Consider the following 25660-nt stretch of genomic DNA (forward strand, 5'->3'; position numbering starts at 1 on the left):
GGGCCGCTCACTGCAGGCTCCGGAGTGCTTCGTCTTCCACACGGATCCTGGTGCGCAGCAGAACCGCATTGGCGAAAGAGAACACCAGGGCGGTGACCCAGGCACCACCGACCAACGGCAGTGCCACCCCTTCGGCCACCACCGCTACGTAATTCGGATGCGGCACATAGCGATACGGACCGCCGTCGATACGGGCGGCACCGGGCACCACGACCACCCGGGTGTTCCACTGCTTGCCCAGCGTGGTGATACACCACCACCGCAGGACCTGCGCGGCCAGCACCACCCAGAGCGCGGGCCAGAATCGGCGCTTGCGCAGCCGCGCCTCGGCAACGGCACCCGCCAACAGCCCGGTGTGCAGCGCCACCATCACCGGATAGTGACCGGCACCGAATTCCTTGCCGCCGTGGGCAACACTCCACGCCAGGTTGCGCTTGGATACCACCAGTTCGGCCACTCGCTCGACGGCCACCAGCAGGATCAGCGTCAGAAAACCGCGCATCGCGATCAGCGCCAGCGCAGCAGGACGAGTTCCGAGCAAAAGCCCGGCCCCATGGCCATCAGCACGCCGGGCGTGCCGGCAGCGGGCCGCTTGCGAATGGTGTCGCGCAACACGTGCAACACCGATGAGGAGGACAGGTTGCCCACCTCGGCCAGCGACTGCCAGGTCAGATCGAGCGCATCCGGCGGCAACCCGAGCGTATCGATGATCGCTTCGATGACCTTGGGGCCACCGGGATGACTCACCCAGGTGCCGATGTCTTCGATGGTGAGACCATGGCCGGTAAGGAAATTCGTGACATCGTCACCGAGATAGCGGCCGACGAATCCGGGCACCTCGGCGCTCAGCACTATCTCGAAACCCTTGGTGCCGATGTCCCAACCCATGGCATGCAGCGAATTCGGGTACAGGTGGCTGGTCGAGTCGAGCACATCGGGTCCGGTGGGGTCCATCCGTTCGGCCACGTCGCGCCCGACGGCCACCACGGCGGACGCGCCGTCACCGAACAGGGCGCCGGCCACCAGTGTCGGCATCGACGGATGGTGCTTGCTGGTCAGCGAACAGAGTTCCACCGAGACCAACACCGCCACCTTGTCCGGGGCGCCGCGCAGGTAATCGTTGAGCCGGGCGACCCCGGCGGCCCCGGCCACACAACCCAGCCCGAAGATCGGAACCCGGCGCACATCGGGCCGCAGGCCGAGCCGGCCGGCGATGCGGGCGTCCAGCGACGGCACCACCGCTCCAGTCACCGTGGTGGTGATGATCAGATCCACGTCCTCGGGCCGCAGGCCGGCCTCGTCGAGCGCACCGGACAGTGCCGCGCACCCGAGGTCGGTGGCGTGCTCGATGAACAAGTTGTTCGCTTCACCGAAATCCGTGAGTTGCGCATACTCCTCCAGCGGCCGGACCAGGTACCTGCTCTGCACCTTGGCGCTCTTGTGCAGGGCCCGAACGATCTCCTCATGTTCCTGATAGCCGGGAAAGGTCAACAGCGCTTCGGTCACCTCGTCTTGGGTGTATCGATGAGGCGGAAGAACGCCGTGGACTCCGGCGATGGTGCTGTAGCTGGACACTGCGGCGACATTAGTTCCCATGCCCTTCACACGGGGCGCTACCTCATCCGGTTCAATGCGGCTTCCTGGAATTGCGCTGTGAATCCGAACTGATCTCGCAACCGCGCCAACGCTTTCCGCCACGAGGTTAGCCACGTCCGGCACAGCAAACGATGCCAGTATCGCAGCCGACGAATCCGGGTGCGCCCGAAAACAGCGTGCGAACAAGCCTTTTCGGGGTGAGATCGGCTCCGGCCGTCGAGCAGGTGCAGCTACCAGGGCGCCGCCGGCCAACATGGGCCGGGTGCCTGGCGGGTGTCAGCTGTCGCGCGCTTGCTCATCCAATTCGACGTGCGCGCGGATCCGGCCGGCTTCGTCGGTCCAGCCCTTGGACTCCGCGTAACCGATCATCGCGGCGAGTTTGTGCTGCCATTCGGCGTCCCCGGTCCGGCCCGCGAGCGCGCTGAGGTCGGCCGGATCCACCCACGAATGCGCCGCGGTCACCACGACGACCTTGAAGGCGGTGAAGTCCTCCGGCTCGCAGACCTCGACGTGCGGCGGGACGGTGCGGGTATCGATGCGCAGGTACACAGCACTCCTTTCAGGATCCGCGATGCGGGACGCCGTTGGCGCCGTCGGTGGACTGGGCGTAGGTGCCGACCGCGAACGCGATCGCCGGGCCGGTGACCGACAGGGCGCGCCGGTCGACGTTGTCGATGCCGTCGCGCGGTCCACCGGTGTTCGGGTCGAACGGCGCACCGGCCTTGCCGCCCCACAGCCGGGCCTGCACCGGTGTCTTCTTCTGCAGTGCGCCGGTGGTGACGCCGCCGACGGGGATACCGGCGGCCAGGAAGGGGCTGTAGTCACTGATCCGGTCCAGCGGCATATCGGCGGGCCGCACCCCGGCGAGATTGAGATAACCGGCCAGGGTGCGCTCCACCCCCGCCGAACCGTCCGGGACCGAGGTGATGTCGGGGTTGGGCGCACCCGATTGATCGCCGTCGTAGGTGAAGAAGCCGGCGTTGGGCGAGCCCAGCATATCGGCGTCCAGATACAGGGCAATGTCGTCACGTTGGCCGGCATCCAGGCCGGCCAGGTATTTCGCTGCGGCACCGAGACTTTCCGAACCCCAGAAGGCGAACCGCACGGCGTTCGCCACGGCCGGTTTCGACCCCAGTGCCGTCGCGGTGGCCAGCAACGCGGCCACCCCCGTCCCGTTGTCGTTGACGCCCGGACTGCCCGGCGCGCTGTCCAATTGGGCACCGGCGGTGATCACGTTCCCGGTGGCCCCGGTGTGGGTCTGTGCGATGACATTGCGGGAGCGCGCCAAGCTGGCTTTCCCGTTCAGCGTCAACCGAACCGGGGAGTTGGTGCGGCGCAGGGCGGCGTCCACCTCCCGGTCGATGATCGCGACCGGGACCTTGAGTTGCTGGTAGTAACCCAGCGGGAACAGTCCGGGCACACCGTCGGTGGCCACCACCAGCAGGCCGGCCGCCCCCGCCGCCACCGCCGCGTTCTGCTTGTCCACCACCGAACATCCCAGGGCATCGACGATCACCAGCGCCGCGCGGGCTTTGCGGTAGTCCGCGGTGGCGCAGCCCGACGGCTTGGCCGGGCGGACGCTCAATGCGCTCAACCCGCCCGCCGCGGTGGGGGCCAGCGGCGAACCCTGGTCCACGGGGTAGCGCTGACCGGCCACCTCCAGCGTCGGCGCCCCCGGATCGCCGGTCTTGAGCCACTCGAACTCCGGGGTCTGCACGTCGAAACCCTTGTCGCGCAGCACACCCGCGACATAGTCCACGGCGGCGTCATAGCCGGGCGTACCGGGCTCACGGCTGCCGATCTCGCCGAGCTTCAGCAGGTGCGGATACATCGCATCGGCGGTCACCTTGCCCGCCAGCTCGTGCGGTGAGAACGGTTCCGGCGGCGGCGGGGCCGACGAGCAGGCGCTCAGGGCCAGGACGGTACACGCCAGGACGGTGAGGCGCCGCCTCATGAGGCCGACACAGTGTGCCGGGTGCGGTCGTCGCGGACCGGAACCCCGTTGCGGCCGCTCTGATCCTGGGCATACAGCCCCACCGCGTAGGCGACGCCCTTGCCCTGGATCTCCAGCGAGGTGCGGTCCACGTGGTCGAGCGTGTCGGTGGCCTTGTGGTAATTCGGATCGAACGGCTGGTTGGCCTTGCCGCCCCAGAGCTGCGCCTGCTCCTCGGTCATGTTCTCCTCGGCGCCGGAAAACAGTCCACCGGAAGGGATTCCGGCCTTGGTGAACCCGTCATAGTCGGACCTTCCGTCGAACGAGGTGTCCCGGGCGGGCTTACCTGCACCGTCGAGGTAGGCCACCAGCGTCCGTTCGATACCGGCGGACCCCTCCGGCACCCTGGGCACGTCGCCGTCCTTGGCCGGCGGCAGGGACTGATCACCGTCGTAGGTGAAGTAGCCGGGATTGGGTGAGCCGAGCATGTCGAAGTTCAGGTACAGCGAAATGTCTTTGAGCTGGTCGACACCGAGGGTGGACACGTAATTGCTGGAGCCCAGCAGGCCGAGCTCCTCGGCGCCCCAGAACCCGAACCGCACGGCGTTTCGCACGTTCGGCGAACTGCCCATCTGCAGCGCGGTTTCCAGCACCGCCGCGGTACCCGACCCGTTGTCGTTGATGCCGGGCCCTTCCGGCACGCTGTCCAGGTGAGCGCCCACCATCACCACATCCGACGGCGACCCGGTCTTGGTCTGGGCGATGACGTTGCGGGTGCGGTCGACGTTGACACCGGCCTTGAGCGTCAGACTCGCCGGACCGGGGGCGGCGCGTAGCCGGGCTCCGTCGGCTTTGCTCACGCTGATCACCGGGATCAACACGTCGGTGGTTTCACCGAGGGTGCCGCCGAATTCGTCGCCGTCGACATTGTTGGCCACGATCAGGGCCACCGCCCCGCGTTTGGCGGCGACGGCCTGCTTGTCGCCGAACGGACAGGAGCCGCGGTCGACCAGCACCAGCGCACCCTGTACCGGCAGGCCGTCGTAGTCCGACTCCGCGCATCCCGGAGTGTCGTCGGCCCGCGCGGCGACCAGAGGTCCGCGCACACCGCCCTCCGGTGTGCCGATGGTGTAGTTGAACGGCTTGGCGGTCACCTTGGCTCCCGACACCGTCAGCACCGGCTCCTCGGCGAACGGCAGCCGGACCTCGAACTCCGGGGTTTGCACGTCGAAGCCCTTGTCCCGCAGCATGTTCGCCACGAACTCGACACTTGCCGTGTATCCGGGAGTGCCCATCGCCCTGGTGCCGTTGTTGGCATCGGCGATCTCCTGCAGCTTCTTCATGTGGGCCAGCATGGCGTCGGCGGTGACCCGGTCCCGAACGGTGCCCGCGTAGTCGGAAGCCGGCGTGGCCGGGCTCGGCGGGACGGCGGTGGGTTGCGGTGCGGGCGCGTGGGCACACCCGGCCAGGACTGCGGCGACGGAGACGAAGGCGATGGCCGCGTGTGATCTGAGCCGCATAGGACCCCACGGTAGCGGACGGCCGTCAGGCATCCCGCCGCGTCACCACCACGGCGCCCACGGCGAAGACCGTTGCGGCCACGGCGGCGAAGTACAACGCCGAACCCGCCGGACCCCACCACATGGTGAAACTCTGGATCCAGGTGACGCCGGTGAACGCGTTGGCGTTGGTGAACGGCAACAGCGGGCCGAGGCGCGCGCCCAGCCGGGGTGTCACTCCCAGCAGCGGTTCCACCACGAAGGGCGCCAGCAGCAGCACGGCGATGGCGGCCGCGCTGTGCCGCACCACGGCGCCCAGGCCGACGGCCAACACCGCGCCCAGGGCCGCATACAGCGTCACCGCGCCCACCGTCCGCCACGCCGGCACACCCGACAACGACGCCCCGGCAGCCAGCAGGATCGAACCCAGCGTGGCCAGCAGTGTCACCGCTGCGGAGAACACCGCGGCGACAAGAGCTTTGGCGCCGAGCACGCGGACCCGGTTCGGGGTGGCCAGGAACGTGGTGCGGATCATGGCCGTGCGGTACTCGCCGGTGACGGTCAGCGCAGACAGGATCATCAGTACCGGAACACCGAACGTGGCGGCACCCTGGGCGGCCCGATCGGGGTCCAGCGGACCGTAGGACGCGTAGGCCTGGATGGCGGCCAGGCCGAGACTGAGCACCACCACCGTCAGCGCCATCCAGAGCGGAGACCGGGTGGTCCGCAGTTTGAGGTACTCGCTGAAGATGGTCACGCGCCCGCCCGGTATTCGGTGGTGTCGGCGGTGAGGTTCAGGTACGCCTCCTCCAGTGAGGCCCGCATCGCCGTCAACTCGTGCAGGGTGACGCCGTGCCGGGCGGCCAGGTCGCCCACTCGTTCGGTCGGCACACCGCGCACCCGCAGCGCGGCGCCGTCGCGGATGACCTCGATGCCTTCGGCCATGAGCGCCTCGGCCAGTCGGTCGACCTGCGGGCTGCGGACCAGAACGTCGACCGCGGAGGCCACGAACTCGTCCATGGTGGTGGCGGCGATCAGTTTGCCGCGGCCGATCACCACCAGCCGGTCGGCGGTGTTGGCCATCTCGGCGAGTAGGTGACTGGAGACGAATACGGTGCGCCCTTCGGCGGCCAGCGAGCGCATGAAGGTCCGCACCCACCGGATGCCTTCGGGGTCCAGGCCGTTGACCGGCTCGTCGAACAGCAGCACCTGCGGGTCGCCCAGCAGGGCGGTCGCGATACCGAGGCGTTGGCTCATTCCCAGCGAGAACGCCCCGGCGCGTTTACCGGCGACGTCGGTGAGCCCGACGGTCTCCAGCACCTCGTCCACCCGGGCGGCCGGGATCCGGTTGCTGGCGGCGATCCAGCGCAGATGCGCGCGGGCCGACCGGTTCGGGTGCACCTGCCGGGCGTCCAGCAGCGCGCCGACCGTCCGCAGCGGATGGGTGTGCTCGTGGTAGCGCCGGCCCAGCACGGTCGCGGTGCCCGCGGTCGGCCGGTCCAAGCCGAGGATCATCCGCATGGTGGTCGACTTGCCGGCCCCGTTGGGCCCGAGAAACCCAGTGACGACCCCGGATTCGACCGTGCAGGTGAGGTCGTCGACGGCGGTGGTGCGGCCGAAGCGTTTGGTGAGTCCGGTTAGCTGGATCACACGGCCTCTACGACCAGGTCGGCGACCGCGCGCATGCCCGCGGCATTGGGGTGCAGCGGCGCGGGGCCACGGCCGGGCAGTGGCAGCACGATCCAGCTCGGCCTGGTGGTCCAGGGTTCCCGCGACCAGGGATGGTGTTCCCGGCTGGCGGCCGCGGCGCGCACCAGGTGACAACCGGTCTCCGCGGCGGCCTCCGCGGTGGCCCGCTCCAGACCGTCGGCGACGCGGTGGCCGAGCGCGAACAGTTCCGCGGGCAGCGGCGGTGGCGTGGTGTCCGGTGCGGGCAGCAGGGTGAGGTAGTCGACGAACACCACCAACGCTCCCGGCGCACACTCCCGGATGGCGGTGCCGACCCGGACCAGCGCGTCGCGCACCGTCGCCAGTGCGGCGTCGCGCGCGGCTTCGTCGAACAGGTCGCCGACCGGGGTCATCCGGCGCAGCAGCGACGGCAGTGCGGCCACGCTGAGCAGCGGCACGTAGCCGACGTCGTTCCCGCCGACGGTCACCGTCACCAGCGACTCGGAACCGTCGAGTGCCTCGATCTGCGGGGGCGCGCCGTGCTGGCATTCGGTCAGGATGTGCGCGGTGGTGGCGCCGGAGTACGTGACGTCGATCAGGTCGAGCCCGAGCCGCGCGGCGGCCAGATGCGGGTAGTTGCGCGCAGAGCGCATGGCCAGCCGGGGCGCCCCGGCGGCGTGCGGCGTGATACCGGGGCCGGCGGCCATCGAGCTGCCCAGCGCCACATAGCGTTTCACGGAGCGGCCGGGCTGGAAGCCTGTGCCCAGAACCGTTTCGGGATCCGCCCGGCGCGCCGGGCCAGGTAGCCGGCGTTGACGGCCGAGGCCATCGCCGCGGCCATCACCGGCGGGTCGGCGGACCGGGTCACGGCGGTGGCCAGCAGCACGGCGTCACATCCGAGTTCCATGGCCAGCGCGGCGTCACTGGCGGTGCCGATGCCGGCGTCCAGGATTACCGGAACTCCGGCCCGGTCCACGATCATCTCGATGTGGTGCGGGTTGGCGATGCCCAGCCCGGTCCCGATCGGCGATCCCAGCGGCATCACGGCCGCGCAGCCGGTGTCCTCCAGCCGGCGCGCCAGCACCGGATCGTCATTGGTATAGGGCAGCACCACGAACCCGTCGTCCACCAGTTGTTCTGCGGCCCTGACCAATTCGATGGCATCGGGGAGCAGCGTGCGCTCGTCGGCGATGACTTCGAGTTTCACCCACTCGGTGCCGAGTGCCTCGCGCGCCAGCCGGGCGGTGAGCACCGCCTCGGCCGCGCCGCGGCAACCCGCGGTGTTGGGCAGCGGGGTGATACCGAGGCGGCCGAGCAGATCAAGCACCCCGGTGCCGGTGTCGGCGTCGACGCGGCGCATCGCCACCGTGGTCAGTTCCGTGCCGGAGGCGATCAGCGCCTCCTCAAGCACGGCGAGGTTGGCCGCGCCGCCGGTGCCCATGATGAGCCGCGAACTGAACTCACGGCCCGCGATGGTGAGCTTCGGGTAATCAGCCACCCTGCACCGCCGTCACCACTTCCACCCGGGCACCGTCGCAGAGCACGGTGTGCCAGGCCGAACGCGGCAGCACCTCCCAATCGACAGCCACCGCGATGCCCTTGTCCGGAAAGCCCAATTCACCCACCAGTTCTTCGACGGTGATGTCGTCTCTCACCTCGGCCTGTTCGCCGTTGACCAGCAATTTCATCGTGCTCCTAACACCCGGCCAGTTCGGCGGCGATCCGCTCCGCGGTCCACGGCGCCAGCAGGAAACCGTTGCGGCCGTGACCGGTGGCCACCAGCGTGCGTTCATCCAGTCTGCCGACCACGGGCAACCCATCGGGTGTCATCGGCCGCAGTCCGGCGGCGCACTCGGCCAGTTCGTACTCCCCCAGCGCCGGTATCACCGCGCACGCGTCGTCGAGCAGATCACGCACCCCGGTGACCACCGGCGCGGTGTCCCGGCCGTGCTCGTACTGGGTGGCGCCGACCACCACACCGTCGACGCGGGGCACCAGGTACACCTGCCTGCCGTGCACCCGGGCTCGAATGACCCTGTCCGGCACCGGCATACACCCCTTACGCCATCGCAGTCGCAGCACCTCACCCTTGACCGGACGCACCTGCAGGCCCGGCCACAGTGCCGGGGCGTCGATCCCGTTGGCGATCACCCGCAACCCGGGCACGTCGGCCAGGTCGGTGACCGGTGGCGCCCATTGCACGCCCGCGGCCGCACACGCGGACTGCAACGCCTCGACCAGCCTGCGGTTGTCCACCGCCAGTTCGGTCTCGGCGCGGAAACCGTGCCGGATGCCCTGAGCCAGCAGCGGCTCGATATCGCGGGCGGCGGTCGTCGCCGTGACGGGGTGCCCCTGCGCCAAGAGCCAATCCGCGACGGTGCGCAGGTCGGCCACGTCGGCCCGGTCAACCGCCACCACCAGCGATTCACGCGCCGTCACCACGTCCTCGGGCAGTCCGTCCAGGAAGCCGGTGTGCCACAGTTTCAGCGATTCCAGGCCCAGAGCCAGCTGGGCATCCTCGCCGGGCCAGCCCTCGCTGTGCGGGGCCAGCATGCCGCCGGCCACCCAGGACGCACCATGGGCGTCGGTGCGGTGTACCCGAACCGACCAGCCGTCCTGGGCTGCCCGCCGCGCCACGGACAGTCCGATGACTCCGCCGCCGATCACTGCCAGTGAGCGTTCAGACATCCCTCTCCCTTCGCCGGCATGACCCGGATCAGGTGTAACGGTCAGGGCCGGCAATTGGCCCACTCTCAGTCCCGGTCCCGGGACTCCCGTGTCGGCTGCCCAGCCTACTCGGCCCGATGGTTTCCACTTCGCCCCGCCGATCTCGCGCCCGTTAATGTCGGCACGTGGATCCACGTACGCGTCTCGCCGACGCCCGGCTGTATCTCTGTACCGACGCGCGGCTGGCCCGGGGCGATCTCGCCGAATTCGCCGACGCCGCACTGGCCGGCGGCGTGGACATCATCCAGTTGCGGGACAAGGGCCTGGAAGCCCGCCAAGAGCTGGAAGCGCTGGAGATCCTGGGAGATGCCGCCCGCAGGCACGGCGCGCTGCTGGCGGTGAACGACCGGGCCGACGTGGCGCGGGCGGCGGGTTCGGACGTGCTGCACCTCGGGCAGGACGATCTTCCGCTGGAGGTGGCCCGCGCCATCATCGGCACCGATCCCGTGATCGGCCGGTCCACCCATGACGTGCGGCAGGTGGCGGCCGCCGTGGACGAAGCCGTCGACTACTTCTGCACCGGGCCGTGCTGGCCCACCCCCACCAAACCCGGCAGACCGGCCCCCGGCCTGGACTTGGTCCGGCACACCGCCGCGTTGGCACCGGACAAGCCGTGGTTCGCCATCGGCGGTATCGACGCCGACCGGCTGCCCGAGGTGCTGGCCGCCGGGGCCCAGCGGATCGTGGTGGTGCGCGCCATCACCGAGGCCGACGACCCGCAGGCCGCCGCGCGTCACCTCAAATCCGCGCTCACGGCCTGAGCAGTGGGAGGGTCGCGGTCACGGTGCGCAGCCGGTCCCAGCTGGCCGCGAATCCCGGGTGCAAAGGCAGGCCGGTCACCTCGTCCTCGGCCACCCAGCGCAATTCCGAGCTCTCCCGGTTCGGCGTCGTGACCAACATCTCGACGGCGTCGGCGATGACGGTCGTGTACGACCAACCCGGCACCTCGTGGGTGACCACGGTGATCCGGACCGTCATCTGATCCGGCGTCAGCCCCGCCTCTTCGTGCGCCTCCCGGACCGCGGCCTCCTCGACCGACTCATGACTGTCCCTGGCGCCCCCGGGCAACCCCCAGGTGCCGCCCTGATGACTCCACGGAGCGCGATGCTGGAGCAGCACGGCGGCCGCGCCGCCCGGGCCCGGCGCCCGCAGCAGCAACCCGGCCGCACCATGGCGGCCCCAGAAGTGCGCACCGCCGTCGGACATCACCCAGCCGTCACCGTCGCCACGCACAGATTCACAATAGGGAACCCGTGCCGACTTTTGGCCACGCAGTGTGAGCTCGGAATTCCCACACGTCACACCAATCTCTCTTAGACTTTCATTAATCGCCTTGGAGGGAGGTCCGCGAACCCGTGACCGTGGAGTTGGCGCATCCGTCGACCGAACCGCTGGCGTCACGGTCGCCGGCCGCCCCGGCGCACCCCCGATGGTGGTTCCTGTGGACCACACCGGGGCGCATCCTCACCATCGGCATGGTGCTGTCCGCACTCGTCATCGCGTGCGCGTTCGCGACGTCCAAGACCGTCAACGACCGCCAGCAGGCGCTGACCACCGTGCTCAACCACACCGAGCCGCTGTCCTTCGCCGCCGGCCAGCTGTACACCACGCTGTCGGTGGCCGACGCCGCGGCGGCCACCGCCTTCATCGCCGGCGCCGAACCCAGCGATGTCCGCAAGCGCTACGAACAGGCCATCACCGATGCCTCGGTGGCCGTCACCCGAGCGTCCAGCGGGCTGACCGATGAGCCGATGATCCAGGTGCTCGGCCGGGTCAACGCGGAGCTGGCGGTCTACACCGGCCTGGTGGAGACGGCCAGGACCAACAACCGGGCCGGAAATCCGGTCGGTTCGTCGTATCTGTCCGAAGCGTCGGCCCTGATGCAGACCCAGATCCTGCCCGACGCCCAGCGGCTCTACGAGGCGACCTCCTCGCGCGTGGACGCCGAGACCGCCGCTTCGGCGCGGATCCCGGCGTCGGTCATCGTCGTGGTCACCGTGACGATCCTGTTCGGGTTGTTCGCCAACCGCTGGCTGGCCCGGCGAACCCGGCGGCGGGTGAACATCGGTTTCGTCGCGGGCGGACTGGCGGTGCTGATTATGGTGGTCTGGGTGGGTACCGCACTGGTCATCTCGACCACCGACAGTCGCAGTGCGAAAAATACTGCGGCGCAATCGCTCAAGACGGTCACCACGATGGCGATCACCGCGCAGCAGGCCCGCGCCGACGAGACTCTGGCCCTGGTGCGCCGCGGTGACGAGGACGTCCGCAAACAGTCCTACTACCAGCGCATCGATGCCATGCAGCAGCAACTGTCGATCTACCTGAGCAGCGATGACAACAACAAGGGCGACCTCGCCGACGCCGAGCAGTTGTTGCGCAAATGGCGCGCCGCCGACGACCGGATCAACGCCTATATCGCCGTCGGTGACTACCAGGCCGCCACCCAGGTGGCCCTCGGCACCGGCGAGGACGACTCCACCCCCGCCTTCGGCAAGCTCGACGAGGCGCTCACCAAGGGCATCGCCGACAGCCGCAATCAACTGCGCACCGATATCCTCAACGCCCGCCGGGTGCTGTCCGGGGCGACGTTCGGCGCTGCGGCGCTGAGCGTGATCGCGGCGATCGCCGTCGCGCTGGGCCTGTGGCCCCGACTGAGTGAGTACCGCTAGTGGTCGACAAACGCGCAGTTCTGTTCGCCGCGGTGCTGGTGCTCGCGGGCTGCTCCCAGAGCGCCCCCGCCGCCCCGCTGCCGGAGGTGACGCTGGCCCCACCCACGCCGGCCGGCATGCAGCAACTGGCACCCGATCGGGCACCGGACCCGGTCCCGGCCAACGAGCACTGTGACCGCACCGCCAGCCTGCGGCCGTTCCTCGACCGCAGACAGGCCGACGAGGCCGTGGAGAAGATCCGCAATCGCGGCAGGCTGATCGTCGGGCTGGACATCGGCAGCAACCTATTCGCCTTCCGCGACCCCATCACCGGGACCATCACCGGTTTCGACGTCGATATCGCCGGTGAGGTGGCCCGCGACATCTTCGGCACCCCGTCGCAGGTGGAGTACCGCATCCTGTCCTCGGCCGACCGGCTGACCGCCCTGCAGAACGACCAGGTCGACATCGTCGTCAAGACCATGAGCATCACCTGCGAACGCAAGGAGCTGGTGGCGTTCTCCACCGAGTACCTGTCGGCCAACCAGCGCATCCTGGCCCCGCGCGATTCGCAGATCAGGCAAGCCAAGGATCTCGCGGGCAAGCGGGTCTGCGCGGCGACCGGCACCACCTCGCTGGAGCGGGTGAAACAGATCGACCCGCCGCCGGTCATCGTCGAGACGGTGACCTGGGCGGACTGCCTGGTGGCGCTGCAACAACGCCAGGTCGACGCGGTCAGCACCGATGACACCATCCTGGCCGGTCTGGTCAGCCAGGACCCGTACCTGCACATCGTCGGCCCGAGCATGGCCGAGGAGCCCTACGGCATCGGGATCGGCAAGGAGAACCCCGGTCTGGTCCGCTTCGTCAACGGCACCCTGGAACGCATCCGGCGCGACGGCACGTGGAACACGTTGTACCGCAAATGGTTGACGGTGCTCGGCCCCGCTCCGGCACCTCCGGTGGCGAGGTACGTGGACTGATGACCGACCCCGACGCAGGCCCCGACACCGAAGGCCCGGGAACCCGGCCGGCCAGCCTGGCCGACCTGGAGGACTTCCAGGACGACGACTCCGTGGCGACGGCACGGCCGATGGCCACCCAGGCGGTGTATCGGCCGGACTTCGGCGACACCGAGAAAACCACCCGGTCCACCGACGGTGCCGCATCGACCGAACCGACCGATTCCATGACGCCGGCGACCCGGCCGCGGTCCCCGATCCGGCGGCTCGGCGGTGGCCTCGTCGAGATCCCACGGGTGACCGAACGCAACCCGCTGGCCGCCTTGATGACCAATCCGGTGGTGGCCGAGCGGAAACGGTTCTGCTGGAACTGCGGTAAACCGGTCGGCCGCGCGTCCAAGGACGGTCCGGCGCAGTCCGAGGGCAATTGCCCCTATTGCGGGAGCGCGTATTCGTTTCTGCCCCAGCTCAGTCCGGGCGACATGGTGGTGGACCAGTACCTGGTCAAGGGTTGCATCGCGCACGGCGGCCTGGGCTGGGTGTACCTGGCCTTCGACACCAATGTGAATTACCGGCCGGTGGTGCTCAAAGGCCTGGTGCATTCCGGTGACGCCGAGGCCCAAGCCACCGCGATGGCAGAGCGCCAGTTCCTGGCCGAGGTGACCCACCCGGCGATCGTGAAGATCTTCAACTTCGTCGAACACGACGACAAGCAGGGCGATCCGGTCGGCTACATCGTGATGGAGTACGTCGGCGGAACGTCACTCAAGCAGCGCAAAGGCGCCAAACTACCTGTCGCGCAGGCCATTGCATACATGCTGGAGATCCTGCCCGCGCTCGGCTACCTGCACTCGCTGGGTCTGGTGTACAACGATCTCAAACCCGAGAACATCATGGTCACCGAGGAGCAGCTCAAGCTGATCGACCTCGGCGCGGTGTCGCGGATCAATTCGTTCGGATTCCTCTACGGCACACCGGGTTACCAGGCACCGGAGATCGTGCGTACCGGGCCGACGGTGCAGACCGACATCTACACCGTCGGCCGTACCCTGGCCGCGCTGACTTTGAACCTGCGCACCCGCCGGGGCCGTTACGTCGACGGCGTGCCCGATGACGACCCGGTACTGGCCTCCTATGACTCGTTCGGCCGCCTGCTGCACCGCGCCATCGACCCCGATCCGCGGCGGCGGTTCACCAGCGCCGAGGAGATGTCCAGTCAGTTGCTCGGCGTGCTGCGTGAGGTGGTCGCCCAGGATTCCCGGGTGCCGCGGCCCGGCCTGTCGACGGTGTTCAGCCCGCCCAGGTCCACGTTCGGGGTCGATCTGCTGGTCGCGCACACCGACGTCTATCTGGACGGGCAGGTACATTCGGCGAAGCTGACGGCACCGGAGATCGTCAAAGCACTGCAGGTGCCGCTGGTGGACCCGGCGGACGTCGGCGCGCCGATCTTGTCCGCCACGGTGCTCAGTCAGCCTGTGCAGACCCTGGATTCGCTGCGTTCCGCCCGGCACGGCACCCTGGACTCCGAGGGCATCGACCTGTCCGAGTCGGTGGAACTGCCGCTGATGGAGGTGCGCGCCCTGCTGGATCTGGGCGACGTCGCCAAGGCCACCCGCAAACTGGAGGACCTGGCCGAGCGGATCGGCTGGCGTTGGCGGTTGACCTGGTTTCGCGGGGTGGCGGCGCTGCTGACCGCCGACTATGACACCGCCACCAAGTACTTCACCGAGGTGCTCGACACGCTGCCCGGCGAGCTGGCACCGAAGGTGGCACTGGCCGCGACCGCCGAACTGGCCGGCACCGCCGACGAACGCAAGTTCTACGGCACGGTGTGGCGTACCGACAACGGCGTCATCTCCGCCGGTTTCGGGCTGGCCCGTGCCCAGTCCGCGGACGGCGACCGCGACGATGCCGTCCGCACCCTGGACCTGGTGCCCGCCACCTCAAGGCATTTCACCACGGCGCGGTTGACCAGTGCGGTGACGCTGCTGTCCGGCCGGTCCATCAACGAGGTGTCCGAACGGCAGATCCGGGACGCCGCGCGGCGGGTGGAGGCACTGCCCGAGGGCGAACCGCGCGTGCTGCAGATCCGTGCCCTGGTGCTGGGCACCGCGATGGACTGGCTGGCCGACAACACGGCCAGCACCAACCACATTCTGGGTTTCCCATTCACCCAGCACGGCCTGCAACTGGGGGTGGAGGCCTCGCTGCGCAGCCTGGCCAGGGTGGCGCCCACCCAGGCGCACCGCTATGCGCTGGTCGACCTGGCCAACAGTGTGCGGCCGATGAGCACGTTCTAACGTTCGTAGAGTTCCAGCGGCAGGCCGTCGGGATCCTTGAAGAAGGTGAATCGGCGGCCGGTGTGTTCGTCTACGCGGACCGGTTCCACGGCAACGCCTTTGGATTGCAATTCGCGTACCGCGTCGTCGAGGTCACCGACGGAGAACGCCAGATGCCGCAGGCCCTGGGCCTCGGGCCGGCTGGGTCGCGGCGGCGGGTCCGGGAAGGAGAACAGTTCGATCTGCGCGCCGCCGGGCAGGGCCAGATCCAGTTTGTAGGAATCCCGCTCGGCGCGGTGCACCTCGCGGATCACCGGCAGGCCCAGCGTCTGGGTGTAGAACCGTTTGGACACCTGGTAATCCGAGCAGATCACCGCGACGTGGTGAATGCCTTCGATCCGCACGGCTACGCCTCCAGCACTGTCGCGCAGGCCCTGGCGATGGCGAGTTCCTCGTTGGTGGGGATCACCAGCACGGTGGTCGGCGACTTGTCCACCGAGATCCGCCGGGCTCCCCGCTCGGGCGCCGCGTTGAGCGCCTCGTCGAGTTCGATTCCGAGCGCGGACAATCCGGACAGGGCGTCCCGTCGGACCAGGGCGTCGTTCTCCCCCACCCCGGCGGTGAACGTGATGACGTCCGCGCGGCCCAGCAGCGCCAGGTAGGCCCCGACGTACTTTCGCAACCGGTGGATGTAGACGTCGTACGCCAGCCGTGCGTCCGCGTCACCGGCGTCGATCTGCTTGTGCAACTCCCGGAAATCGGTCTGTCCGCCCAAGCCCAAGACACCGGACCGGCGGTTGAGCATGGTTTCGATGTCCTGCACCGTCATTCCGGCGGTGCGGTTCAGGTACATGATGATGCCGGGGTCCAGGTCGCCGGATCGGGTGCCCATCACCAGTCCCTCCATCGGGGTCAGGCCCATCGATGTGTCGATCGGCCGGCCACCCGCGATGGCCGATGCCGAGGCGCCGTTACCCAGGTGCAGCACAATTTGATTCAGTGAGTCCAGCGGTGCGTCCAGGAACAGGGCCGCCTGTTCGCTCACGTACCGATGGGACGTGCCGTGGAAGCCATAGCGCCGGATGTGCCACTTCTCGGCGATCTCGCGGTCGATGGCGTACTCCGCCGCAGCCGCGGGCAGATCGTGGAAGAACGCGGTGTCGAACACCGCGACATGAGCCAGACCGGGCAGCAACTTTCGGGCTTCCCGGATCCCCAGGATCGCCGGCGGATTGTGTAGCGGAGCCAGCGGGGCCAGTTCGTCGAGCCTGGCCAGCAGCTCGTCGTCGATTACGGTCGGTTGGTAGAAGCGGCGTCCGCCGTGCACCACCCGGTGCCCCACCGCCGCCAGCTCGTCGGTGTGCACCCCCGCCGACGTCAGGCCGTCGAAGACCTCCTGCAGTGCGGCACTGTAGTCGATCACCCGTTCGATCAGGCCGCTGCATACGGATTCCCCAGAATGGGGCTCCAGGACTTGATATTTGATCGAGGACGAGCCGCAGTTCAGTACCAGGATCTTCACTTCGCACCCTGCGCCTGGATCGCCGTGATCGCCACGGTGTTGACGATATCCTCCACCAGCGCACCCCGGGAGAGGTCGTTGACGGGTTTGTTCAGGCCCTGCAGCACCGGTCCGATGGCGATGGCCCCGGCACTGCGCTGCACCGCTTTGTAGGTGTTGTTGCCGGTGTTGAGGTCCGGGAAGATCAGCACGGTGGCCCGGCCGGCGACCGGCGAGTCCGGCATCTTGGTGACCGCCACCGACGGTTCGACCGCGGCGTCGTACTGGATGGGACCTTCCACCAGCAGATTCGGATCCCGCTTACGCACGAGTTCCGTTGCCGCCCTGACCTTGTCGACGTCAACTCCGGTACCCGAGGTGCCGGTGGAGTAGGACAGCATGGCGACCCTGGGCTCGATGCCGAACTGGGCGGCGGTGCCGGCCGAGGAGATCGCGATATCGGCGAGCTGTTCCGAGGTCGGGTCGGGCACGATCGCGCAGTCGCCGTAGGCCAGCACGCGGTCCTCCAGACACATCAGGAAGATGGAGGAGACCGTGGAGACCCCCGACTGCGTCTTGATGATCTCGAAGGCCGGCCGCACGGTATGGGCGGTGGTGTGCGCAGCGCCCGACACCATGCCGTCGACCATGTCGTTGTGCACCAGCATGGTGCCGAAATATGAGACGTCGTGGATGATCTCGCGGGCCTGTTCGACGGTGATGCCCTTCTTGCGCCGCAATTCGGCGTATTGCCGGGCGAATTGGTCACACAGCTCGCTGGTGCGCGGGTCGAGCACCTGGGCACCGTCGAGGTCGACACCCAGTTCCGCGGCGCGGGCCCGCACCGCGGACTCGTCGCCCAAAATGGTCAGATCGGCCACCCGGTGCGCCAGCAGCCGGCCCGCTGCACGCAGAATCCGATCGTCGTCACCCTCGGGCAGCACGATGCGTTTACGGTCGTTGCGGGCCCTGTCCTGCAGCTGATAGGTGAACATCTGCGGGGTGATCACCTCGGGTATCGGAATCGCAAGCTGGGCAAGCAGATCCGCGACATCAACATGCATCTCCATCAGCGCCAGCGCCGTGTCGATCTTGCGGGTGGAGGCCGTCGTCACCCGTCCGCGGGCCTTGGCCACCGCCCGCGCCGTGTCGTAGGTGCCCGATTCGGTGGCAATGACCGGTAACCGCAGCTTGAGTCCGTCGACGAGTTTGGCGACCGCCGGATGCAATTCCAGTCCACCGTTGAGAATGAGGCAGGCCAGCGACGGGAAGTTCTCGGCGGCGTGCGCGCCCATCACCGCCATCACCACATCGGAGCGGTCACCGGGGGTGATGACGGCCATGCCGTCTTTCAGCCGTTCCAACACGTGTTCGGCGGTCATCCCGGCTACCAGCACGCTGAGGGCCTCTCGGTGCAGCAGCGCCTCGTCACCGCCGGTCTGGATGCCGTGCACCGCATCCCGCAGTTCGGCGACCGACGGCGCCACCAGCAGCGGTTCCTCTGGCAGCACATAGCTTTTCGGCGCCAGCGGGGCCAGGGCGGCTGCCACTTCGGTCAGCTGGGTCGGGTCACATCGGTTGGCCACCACCGCCGCGGTGTGCGCGTGCTGGGCGGTCAGTTCGGCCAGACACAGTTCCACCACCTGGGCGACTTCGACCGGGGTCCGATCCGACGCGCGTACCGCCAGCACCACCGGAGCACCCAGGTTGACGGCGATGCGGGCGTTGACCGCCAGCTCGCTGGGGCTGGCCACATCGGTGTAGTCGCTGCCCACGATGACGACGGCATCGCACTTGTCGGCCACATGGTGGTAGCGCTCGACGATCTCGGCGATGGCGCCGTCCAGATCTTCGTGCAGGCGCTGGTAGCTGACCCCGACGCAGTCCTGGTAGCTCAGCCCAGCGGTGGTGCGGGCCAGCAGCAGTTCCAGGATGTAGTCGCGCCGCTCCCCCTCGGTGCGGGCGATCGGCCTGAACACCCCCACCTTGGCGACGGTGGCCGCCAGCCGCGCCAGGATGCCCAATGCGATGGTGGACTTGCCGGTGTCCCCTTCGGGGGAGGCGATGTAGATCGCGGATGCCGCTGACTCTGGGGCCATGGGTAAGAGCCAACCAAATCACAGATGCTGAGCCAACTCGTCACGGGTCATCGGCATCGTCCCCGAGGAGTTCCTCGGGGTGGAAGTGGTGGTTGGTTCGGTCTTGGCCGGTGTCCAGTAGTGGGGGCGGGTGCCAATGGGCGCGGCCGGTGGTGGGGTTGATGGTGGTGCGCCAGCCGCCTTCTTTGACGAGGCGGTTGTGGGGACCGCAGGCCAGGGTCTCGTTGTCGATATCGGTTCCCCCGCCGGCACCGAAGTCGGTGACGGCGTGATGGGTCTGGCACAGATAAGCCGGGATCGAGCAATCGGGAAATGTGCAGCCACGATCGCGGGCGTAGAGGACGATGCGTTGGCCCTGTGAAGCGATGCGCTTGGTCCGTCCCAGATAGAGAGGTATGCCGGTGGCGTCATCGAAGACGGTCAGCCACAGGTAGGAGTGGCTGGCAAGGCGGATCAGGTCCCGCATCGGGAGGGCCGATCCCCCTCCGGTGCGGGCCACCCCGGCGGCGTCCTGCAGTTGGTTCACGGTGGTGCTGACCACCACGCTGACGGGCAGGCCGTTGTGCTCGCCGAGGTCTCCTGAGGCCAGGGCGGTACGGGCCAGGGTCATCAGCGCATCGTGTTGGCGTTGGCCGAGGCTGCGGGTGTCGGCGGCCACCGCCACGCTTGACGGCGTGCCCGTGGTGCACGGCTGCACGTCATCGGGGTTGCACATGCCCTTGGCGGCGCGCTTGGCGAACAACGGCTCCAGGTAGGCCCGGAATTCGGGGGTGATCCTGCCCCGGAACTCCGACATCCCGTCGGCGTCCTGTGGCCCCAGGAACAGCCCCCGCAGCAGCTCTCTTCGGTCGGCGGAGTCGTCGTCGTTGGGTTCGGGTCCGTCGGGGTCCAGCAACTCCAGCAGCAACCGCGCAGCGCGGCGTAAACCTTCCGGTGTTTGGGTGGCTGCAACCGCCGCCAGCGTCACTTCGGCCTCGGTACGGCCCTGGTCATCGACCTGGAATGGGATCTTCTTCATGGTCGTGGTGATGATGCGGACGTGCTCGGCGGTCAACTCGCCCCGCGCCAACGCCGCGGCCGTCGCCGGATACACCGCCTCCAGTGCTCCACCGGTCAGCGCGCGGCGCGGCCCGAGCAGCTCACCCTCGGCGAGGCGCCGGCAGGCTTCGGTGTGCGAGACCCGCAACCTGATCGACAACACGTCGGCCCAACTGCGGATCCCCAACTCGCCGGGGCTGGACTGAGCCTTGACCGCCGCCAACACCTGATGCTGGACCGCCGGGATGCGTCGGTAGACCTGCTCCAGGGCCGACTGCACCTCGAGCAATTCGGCCACCGTGGCGTCATCGAACGCGGCCGCGGACAGTTTGTCCACCATGGCCGCAAGATCGCCGACGCCCTCCATGAATCGAACATTAGTACGAGACACCGACAAAACCCGACGTTATCCACAGTCACCGATTCATCCACAGATCAAGGTGGACAACGGGTTTGGGGATTGACAAACGGCCTAGTCGTCGACCGCGGGAACCGGCGACAAATGTTCGTGCACGGCAACCAGCCGGTCACCGTCCCGGACGAACACGATCGTCTCCCGCTCATCGGAGGTGGTCTCGATGCCGTTCTGGGCGGTGGTGGTGCGCACCGTATGGGTGAACACAGCGACGTCGCCGTACAACTGGACGAGCTGGTCGCTGCTGGTGCACGAGCGCACCCGCCAGCCGGCCGCCAGCCAGCCGGCCCACAGGGCCTCGTACTCGGCGCGGTCGTTCAGGCGGGCATCTTCGGGATGGAACACGAACGTCGCATCCGGGCTGAACCACGCGAAGTACCCCGCGGTGTCCGTCGCGGCGAAGGCCCCGATCAGGTGATCGGCGGCGGCGAGGACGTCTTCGGAATTCACAGTTGCGCCAGCGTCCCCTCGAACTCGGTACAGAAGCGGTCCACGTCGGCCATCGAGAACACCAGCGGGGGACGCACTTTGAGAACATTGCCGTGCGCCCCACAGACCGAGATCAGCACCCGGCGCTCCCGCATGGCATTGACCATACGCTTGGCATCGTCCCTAGTGGCGACCTCGACGCCGATGTACAACCCGGCCCCGCGCACCTCGCCGATGGCCGGATGCCCGGCGGCCAGCCGGGTCAGCTCCTCGCGCAGTGCGGTGCCCACCTCCAAGGCATTGGCGACCAGCTTCTCGTCCTCGATCACGTCGAGCACCGCAGCCGCCGCCACCATCGACACCGGGTTGCCCCCGAAGGTGTTGAAATACGGTATTCCCCTGGCGAATTCGCCGAGGACGGTACTGCGGGCCGCCATCGCGGCAACCGGCAGTCCGTTGGCCATCGGTTTACCCATGGTGGCCAGATCGGGCACCACGCCGTGACGTTCGAATCCCCACATGGCCTCCCCGGTACGCCCGAATCCCGGCTGTACCTCGTCGGCGATGAACACCCCGCCGGCGGCACGCACCGCCGCGACCGCGGGCGCGAGCACGGACGGATCCGGATAGATGCCATCCGAGGAGAAGATGGTGTCGACGATCAGCGCGCTCACCCCGAGCCCGGACTCCTGCAGGTCGGCGATCGCCGCAGGCACGCCGGCCAGGCCGGGATCAACGGTGCGGACGTGTGCACCGACCATGGCCGCCCCGCCGATCGACGGCGAAATCGCGGTCACCGCAGCGGTATTGCCGTGATAGGCGTCGGAAGTGATGATGACGCCGGTCGCCCCGGTGTAGGTCTGCGCCACCCGCAGCGCCAGGTCATTGACCTCCGACCCGGTGCAGGCGTACATCACCTGATCGACTTCGTCCGGGAAGGTCGCGAGCAGGCGCTCGGAGTAGTCCACGATCCCGTCGTGCAGATACCGGGTGTGAGTGTTGAGCAGACCCAGCTGCCGGGTCACCGCCGCGACGACGTGCGGGTGGCAGTGCCCGACGCTGGCGACGTTGTTGTAGGCATCCAGGTAATCGTTTCCGTCGGCGTCGTAGAGCCGGGTGCCCTGGCCCCGAACCAGGTGTACCGGCCGTTCGTAGAACAGCCGGTACGCCGGGCCCAGCATCCGATCCCTGGCGGCTATCAGGGGGTCGTCCTGCCGACCGCCCTGATAGCTGTTGGAATCCATGATGTTGGAAAATGCCATAGTCGTGGTCAGCGCTCGTGCGCTTCTTCCAACACGGTACGGCCCAGTTCGGCGTACCGGGTGGGTTCCCTGAACTTCAGGAAGACGGCCCACAGCACGCCGCCGATGCCGACCACCGCGACGACCCAGGGGATGGCCGCGAAGACCCAGTCACTGGCCGCGGTGCCCGCGGCGAACGACGCGTTCTTGGCCAACAGATAGATCACGTACACCATGCCGAGCCCACCCAGCAGTGGAGCCAGGAACGTGGTGAACCAGTTGGCGGTCTCCGGATGACGTTTCTGCACATGGAAATACGAGATCACCGAGAAAGCCGCCAGCGCCTGCACGATCATGATCGCGGTGGTGCCCAGTAGCGCCATCAGGCCGTAGAGGCCGGTGTAGGGATCGCGGCCGGTCAGGTCGAAGAACAGCACCACCACCGTGGCGAAGCCGGTCTGCACGAACCCGGCGACGTGCGGAGAGCCGTGCAGCGGGTGGGTGGCGCCGACAGTCTTACGCATCCCGGGGATGACATCTTCGCGGCCCAGCGCGTACAGGTAGCGGGCGGCACAGTTGTGGAACGCCATCCCGCAGGCGAACGATCCGGTCATCAGCAGGATCTTGAACAGGTCGACCGCCCACTGCCCGAGATGCTCGTGCACCGGGTTGAAGAAGATATTGCCCGCCGTCGTCGAATCCTGTGCCAGCGCAACGGCATTATCCGGTCCGGTACCGACGATAGCCAACCAGGACACCAGCACGTAGAACACGCCGATACCGATGACGGAGCTGACCACGGCGATCGGGATGATCTTCTTGGGATTGCGCGATTCCTCGCCGTACATGGCGCTGGATTCGAACCCGACCCAGGACCAGAAGGCGAAGAACAGGCCGACGCCGGCAGATCCGGCGACGGTCATCATGTGACCGTCGGCGCCCGCGACCACACCGGACAGGCTGTGAAAACCGTTGAGCGGGTTCAGCGATCCCCACGACCAGCCCTGCGGGCCGCCACCGGTGAACAGCACCGAGAACGCCATCAGCGCCAACATCACGATCTCGGTGATCAGGAAGACGCCGAGCACCTTGGCGGCCAGGTTGATGTCGAAATAGGTGAGCAGGGCGTTGATCGCCAGCATCACCAGCGCGAAGACGATCCACGGCACGTGGATGTTGAACAGCGATGAGAACAGGTCGTTACCGAAGAACGAGAAGATTCCGATGAGCGATGCCTCGAACACCATGTAGGCCAGAGCGGTCAGGAAACCCGCGCCAAGTCCGACGATTCGGCCCAGCCCGTGCGAGATGTAACCGTAGAAGGCACCGGTGGCGGTGATGTGCTTGCTCATCGCGGCGTAGCCGATGGCGAACAGGGTCAGCACGATGGTGGCGACGAAATAGCCGGCCGGCGCATAGGCGCCGTTGCCGAAGCCCACCGAGATAGGCACATTGCCGACCATTGCGGTGATGGGCGCGGCGGTGGCCACTGCCATGAACAACACACCGACCAGACCGACGGCATTCGGTTTGAGGCGCTGGATGGAGTCGGCACCCGCGGGCGCCGGTGGATCGATGATCTCGCTCATTGAATCCCAATCTGAGGGCATTTCTGGTGACCGATATTTGGTCTGGTATCCAAACGTCACCTGCCTCGATGCCGGCGACGTAGTGCAACGTCGGCCATTGTTACCTCGTCCAGAATGCTTGGTCAACCGGGAAACTCGGTCGTCACACCCATTGTTTCGGACATGTTTCGAGCCTGGGAGAGTTTGCAACAGCGAGGTAAATCTCGCCTATTTGGTCTGCTTTGGACCGATCCTTGCTTCACACTGTTCGGCATGCCGGGACTGCCTGCCGATCATCAGCGCTTCGCCCGGACGGCACTTCCCGCCTACCGGCGTGACCCGGAGACACCGCTACGCCTGCTGAGCCTGTCCGAGAACGCCACCTACCTGGTGGACGACGATGCCCCGATCGTGCTGCGGGTGCACCGCCCGGGGTACCACACGGAGGCGGCCATCCGCTCGGAGCTGGCCTGGATGAGCGCCCTGCGCCGGGAGACCTCGGTGCGCACCCCCGAGCTGGTGCTCGCGGGCGCCGGCCAAGAGGTGGTGACCGCCGCGGTGGACGGCCGCGAACTGTACGTCGACGCCGTCACCCTGATTCCGGGCTGTACCGCAGAAGAGGTGCCGGACTCGGTCGGCTTCGCCACCTTGGGCGAGTTGACGGCCATCATGCACGAACACGTCCAGAACTGGTCCGTGCCGGCGGACTTCACCAGGTTCCGCTGGGATCTGGACGACATCCTCGGCCCCGGCGCCCGGTGGGGTGATTGGCGCGCGGCGCCGGCCCTGGCTGACGCCGACCGGGTCTCGATCATGCGCGCGGTGCACCACATCACCGAGCAACTGGCCGAATTCGGTACCGGTGCAGACAGATTCGGCCTGATCCACGCGGATCTGCGGCTGTCCAACCTGATGGTCGACCCGGCGGCGCCGTCGGACGGCATCACCGTGATCGACTTCGACGACTCCGGCTGGGGCTGGCACCTGGCCGATCTGGGCGCGGTGGTGTCGTGGATCGAGGACACCCCCGAGGCCGAACGCATCGTGGACGAATGGCTGCGCGGCTACCTGAAGGTGCGCACGCTGCCCGCGGCGCATCTGGCCCTCATCCCGACGTTCGTGATGCTGCGGCGCATCCAGCTCACCGCATGGATCGCCTCGCACTCCGATGCCGACGCCGCTATCGCCGTCGGTCCCGGATTCGCCGTCGGCACAGCGCGTCTCGCCGAGCGCTATCTCGACGATCACACCTGGTTACGTTAAGGAGACAGATGTTCGACCTGCAGTCCCGCTCGGTACTGGTGACCGGCGGAAGCAAGGGAATCGGCCGCGGCATCGCCACCGTGTTCGCCCGCGCCGGGGCCGATGTCGCGGTCGCGGCCCGTTCCGCGGCCGATCTCGACGAGGCCGTCGGAGCCCTGGACGGATTGGGACCGGGCAAGGTCGTCGGCGTCCGTGTCGATGTCAGCGACCGGCAGTCCTGCAACGAGATGGCGGCGACGGTGGTCGAGGCGTTCGGCGGTCTGGACGTGCTGTGCGCGAACGCCGGGATCTTCCCCGATGCGCCGCTGGCCACCATGACGCCTGACCAACTGAACGAGATCATGGGCATCAATGTCAACGGCACCTTCTTCGCCGTGCAGGCCTGCCTGGATGCGCTGATCGCTTCCGGGCGCGGCCGGGTGGTCCTGACCTCGTCCATCACCGGGCCGATCACCGGTTACCCCGGCTGGTCCCACTACGGTGCCACAAAGGCCGCGCAGCTGGGCTTCATGCGCACGGCGGCAATCGAATTGGCACCACACAAGATCACCGTGAACGCGATTCTGCCCGGCAACATCATGAGCGAAGGCATGATCGCCAACGGCGAGGAGTACATCGCCAGCATGGCGCGGTCCATCCCGGCCGGCGCCCTGGGCACCCCGGAGGACATCGGTCACCTGGCGGCGTTCCTGGCCACCGCCGAAGCCGGGTACATCACCGGCCAGGCGATCGCCGTCGACGGCGGCCAGGTGCTGCCCGAATCCCTGGATGCGATCATCAACTGATCGTGG

At 68.0% G+C, this 25660-nt stretch carries 25 protein-coding genes and 1 riboswitch; of the genes, 6 read left to right on the forward strand and 19 right to left on the reverse strand.

The genetic code is table 11. The features are described 5' to 3' along the window. Positions 1–7: 7 nt before the first annotated feature. The 11 genes from ACXPWS_RS27115 to thiO form a co-directional block, all read right to left on the reverse strand. Positions 8–502: an isoprenylcysteine carboxyl methyltransferase family protein gene (locus ACXPWS_RS27115; RefSeq protein WP_458709613.1), complete on the reverse strand. Its 495-nt coding sequence runs from the start codon at positions 500–502 to the stop codon at positions 8–10. 5 nt (positions 503–507) lie between these two features. Continuing rightward, positions 508–1596 carry a type III polyketide synthase gene (locus ACXPWS_RS27120; RefSeq protein ID WP_458709614.1) on the reverse strand — a complete coding sequence of 363 codons (1089 nt, stop codon included), beginning with the start codon at positions 1594–1596 and terminating at the stop codon, positions 508–510. A gap of 276 nt (positions 1597–1872) precedes the next feature. Beyond that, a complete protein-coding gene (locus ACXPWS_RS27125) occupies positions 1873–2145 on the reverse strand; it encodes a hypothetical protein (protein ID WP_458709615.1) in 273 nt (90 codons plus the stop codon). 10 nt (positions 2146–2155) lie between these two features. Further along, on the reverse strand, positions 2156–3550 hold the full coding sequence (locus ACXPWS_RS27130) for a M28 family peptidase (protein ID WP_458709616.1): 1395 nt from the start codon (positions 3548–3550) through the stop codon (positions 2156–2158). Next, on the reverse strand, positions 3547–5049 hold the full coding sequence (locus tag ACXPWS_RS27135; RefSeq protein ID WP_458709617.1) for a M28 family metallopeptidase: 1503 nt from the start codon (positions 5047–5049) through the stop codon (positions 3547–3549). The genes ACXPWS_RS27130 and ACXPWS_RS27135 overlap by 4 nt, the downstream gene beginning before the upstream one ends. A 25-nt stretch (positions 5050–5074) precedes the next feature. After that, the gene (locus tag ACXPWS_RS27140) at positions 5075–5731 is read right to left on the reverse strand and encodes an ABC transporter permease (protein ID WP_458713711.1); all 657 of its coding nucleotides are present in this window, start codon (positions 5729–5731) and stop codon (positions 5075–5077) included. Between the two features lie 50 nt (positions 5732–5781). Continuing rightward, positions 5782–6678, reverse strand: coding sequence for an ABC transporter ATP-binding protein (locus ACXPWS_RS27145; RefSeq protein WP_458709618.1), 897 nt, complete (start codon positions 6676–6678; stop codon positions 5782–5784). Beyond that, positions 6675–7433: an SGNH/GDSL hydrolase family protein gene (locus tag ACXPWS_RS27150; protein WP_458709619.1), complete on the reverse strand. Its 759-nt coding sequence runs from the start codon at positions 7431–7433 to the stop codon at positions 6675–6677. The genes ACXPWS_RS27145 and ACXPWS_RS27150 overlap by 4 nt, the downstream gene beginning before the upstream one ends. Then, positions 7430–8137 (reverse strand): thiazole synthase, encoded by a 708-nt coding sequence (thiG, locus tag ACXPWS_RS27155; protein ID WP_458713712.1) that lies wholly within the window; start codon positions 8135–8137, stop codon positions 7430–7432. Before thiG ends, ACXPWS_RS27150 begins: the two co-directional genes overlap by 4 nt. A 49-nt stretch (positions 8138–8186) precedes the next feature. Next, positions 8187–8384: a sulfur carrier protein ThiS gene (thiS, locus tag ACXPWS_RS27160; RefSeq protein WP_458709620.1), complete on the reverse strand. Its 198-nt coding sequence runs from the start codon at positions 8382–8384 to the stop codon at positions 8187–8189. Positions 8385–8391: 7 nt separating this feature from the next. Next, positions 8392–9384, reverse strand: coding sequence for a glycine oxidase ThiO (gene thiO, locus ACXPWS_RS27165; protein ID WP_458709621.1), 993 nt, complete (start codon positions 9382–9384; stop codon positions 8392–8394). Next, positions 9373–9484: riboswitch (TPP riboswitch) on the reverse strand. (Overlaps the previous gene by 12 nt.) Before the next feature lie 64 nt (positions 9485–9548). Here thiO and thiE point away from each other — a divergent pair. Next, on the forward strand, positions 9549–10184 hold the full coding sequence (gene thiE / locus ACXPWS_RS27170; protein ID WP_458709622.1) for a thiamine phosphate synthase: 636 nt from the start codon (positions 9549–9551) through the stop codon (positions 10182–10184). On the opposite strand, the gene ACXPWS_RS27175 is transcribed toward thiE, so the two are convergent. Beyond that, complete coding sequence (locus ACXPWS_RS27175; RefSeq protein WP_458709623.1) at positions 10174–10656, reverse strand: NUDIX hydrolase; 483 nt, start codon at positions 10654–10656, stop codon at positions 10174–10176. The genes thiE and ACXPWS_RS27175 overlap by 11 nt on opposite strands. 122 nt (positions 10657–10778) lie before the next feature. Here ACXPWS_RS27175 and glnX point away from each other — a divergent pair, with 122 nt between their 5' ends. From glnX to ACXPWS_RS27190, 3 genes are read left to right on the forward strand one after another with little or no spacing between them, the layout of a single operon-like run. Next, positions 10779–12095 (forward strand): protein kinase G-activating protein GlnX, encoded by a 1317-nt coding sequence (gene glnX, locus ACXPWS_RS27180; RefSeq protein WP_458709624.1) that lies wholly within the window; start codon positions 10779–10781, stop codon positions 12093–12095. Further along, entirely contained in the window at positions 12095–13057 is a 963-nt protein-coding gene (locus ACXPWS_RS27185) for a glutamate ABC transporter substrate-binding protein (RefSeq protein ID WP_458709625.1), read from the forward strand. The genes glnX and ACXPWS_RS27185 overlap by 1 nt, the downstream gene beginning before the upstream one ends. Beyond that, positions 13057–15336, forward strand: coding sequence for a serine/threonine-protein kinase PknG (locus ACXPWS_RS27190; protein WP_458709626.1), 2280 nt, complete (start codon positions 13057–13059; stop codon positions 15334–15336). Before ACXPWS_RS27185 ends, ACXPWS_RS27190 begins: the two co-directional genes overlap by 1 nt. Here the strand turns inward: ACXPWS_RS27190 and gloA2 are convergent. The 7 genes from gloA2 to ACXPWS_RS27225 form a co-directional block, all read right to left on the reverse strand. Then, the gene (gene gloA2, locus ACXPWS_RS27195) at positions 15333–15719 is read right to left on the reverse strand and encodes an SMU1112c/YaeR family gloxylase I-like metalloprotein (RefSeq protein WP_458709627.1); all 387 of its coding nucleotides are present in this window, start codon (positions 15717–15719) and stop codon (positions 15333–15335) included. The two genes, ACXPWS_RS27190 and gloA2, sit on opposite strands and share 4 nt — an antisense overlap. Before the next feature lie 2 nt (positions 15720–15721). Further along, positions 15722–16837, reverse strand: a complete 1116-nt coding sequence (locus tag ACXPWS_RS27200; RefSeq protein ID WP_458709628.1) for an acetate kinase — start codon at positions 16835–16837, stop codon at positions 15722–15724. Beyond that, positions 16834–18915 (reverse strand): phosphate acetyltransferase, encoded by a 2082-nt coding sequence (gene pta, locus ACXPWS_RS27205; protein ID WP_458709629.1) that lies wholly within the window; start codon positions 18913–18915, stop codon positions 16834–16836. Before pta ends, ACXPWS_RS27200 begins: the two co-directional genes overlap by 4 nt. A 40-nt stretch (positions 18916–18955) precedes the next feature. Next, entirely contained in the window at positions 18956–20320 is a 1365-nt protein-coding gene (locus tag ACXPWS_RS27210; RefSeq protein ID WP_458709630.1) for an HNH endonuclease signature motif containing protein, read from the reverse strand. Between the two features lie 105 nt (positions 20321–20425). Next, a complete protein-coding gene (locus ACXPWS_RS27215; RefSeq protein WP_458709631.1) occupies positions 20426–20818 on the reverse strand; it encodes a YybH family protein in 393 nt (130 codons plus the stop codon). Further along, positions 20815–22059 carry an aspartate aminotransferase family protein gene (locus ACXPWS_RS27220; protein ID WP_458709632.1) on the reverse strand — a complete coding sequence of 415 codons (1245 nt, stop codon included), beginning with the start codon at positions 22057–22059 and terminating at the stop codon, positions 20815–20817. Before ACXPWS_RS27220 ends, ACXPWS_RS27215 begins: the two co-directional genes overlap by 4 nt. Before the next feature lie 8 nt (positions 22060–22067). Next, positions 22068–23627, reverse strand: a complete 1560-nt coding sequence (locus ACXPWS_RS27225) for an APC family permease (RefSeq protein ID WP_458709633.1) — start codon at positions 23625–23627, stop codon at positions 22068–22070. 252 nt (positions 23628–23879) lie between these two features. Here ACXPWS_RS27225 and ACXPWS_RS27230 point away from each other — a divergent pair, with 252 nt between their 5' ends. Together ACXPWS_RS27230 and fabG are read left to right on the forward strand one after the other, a co-directional pair. After that, positions 23880–24869 (forward strand): phosphotransferase enzyme family protein, encoded by a 990-nt coding sequence (locus ACXPWS_RS27230; RefSeq protein WP_458709634.1) that lies wholly within the window; start codon positions 23880–23882, stop codon positions 24867–24869. A gap of 8 nt (positions 24870–24877) precedes the next feature. Continuing rightward, complete coding sequence (gene fabG, locus ACXPWS_RS27235) at positions 24878–25654, forward strand: 3-oxoacyl-ACP reductase FabG (protein WP_458709635.1); 777 nt, start codon at positions 24878–24880, stop codon at positions 25652–25654. Positions 25655–25660 lie beyond the last annotated feature (6 nt).

The sequence above is a fragment of the Mycobacterium sp. BMJ-28 genome (genome assembly GCF_054404835.1).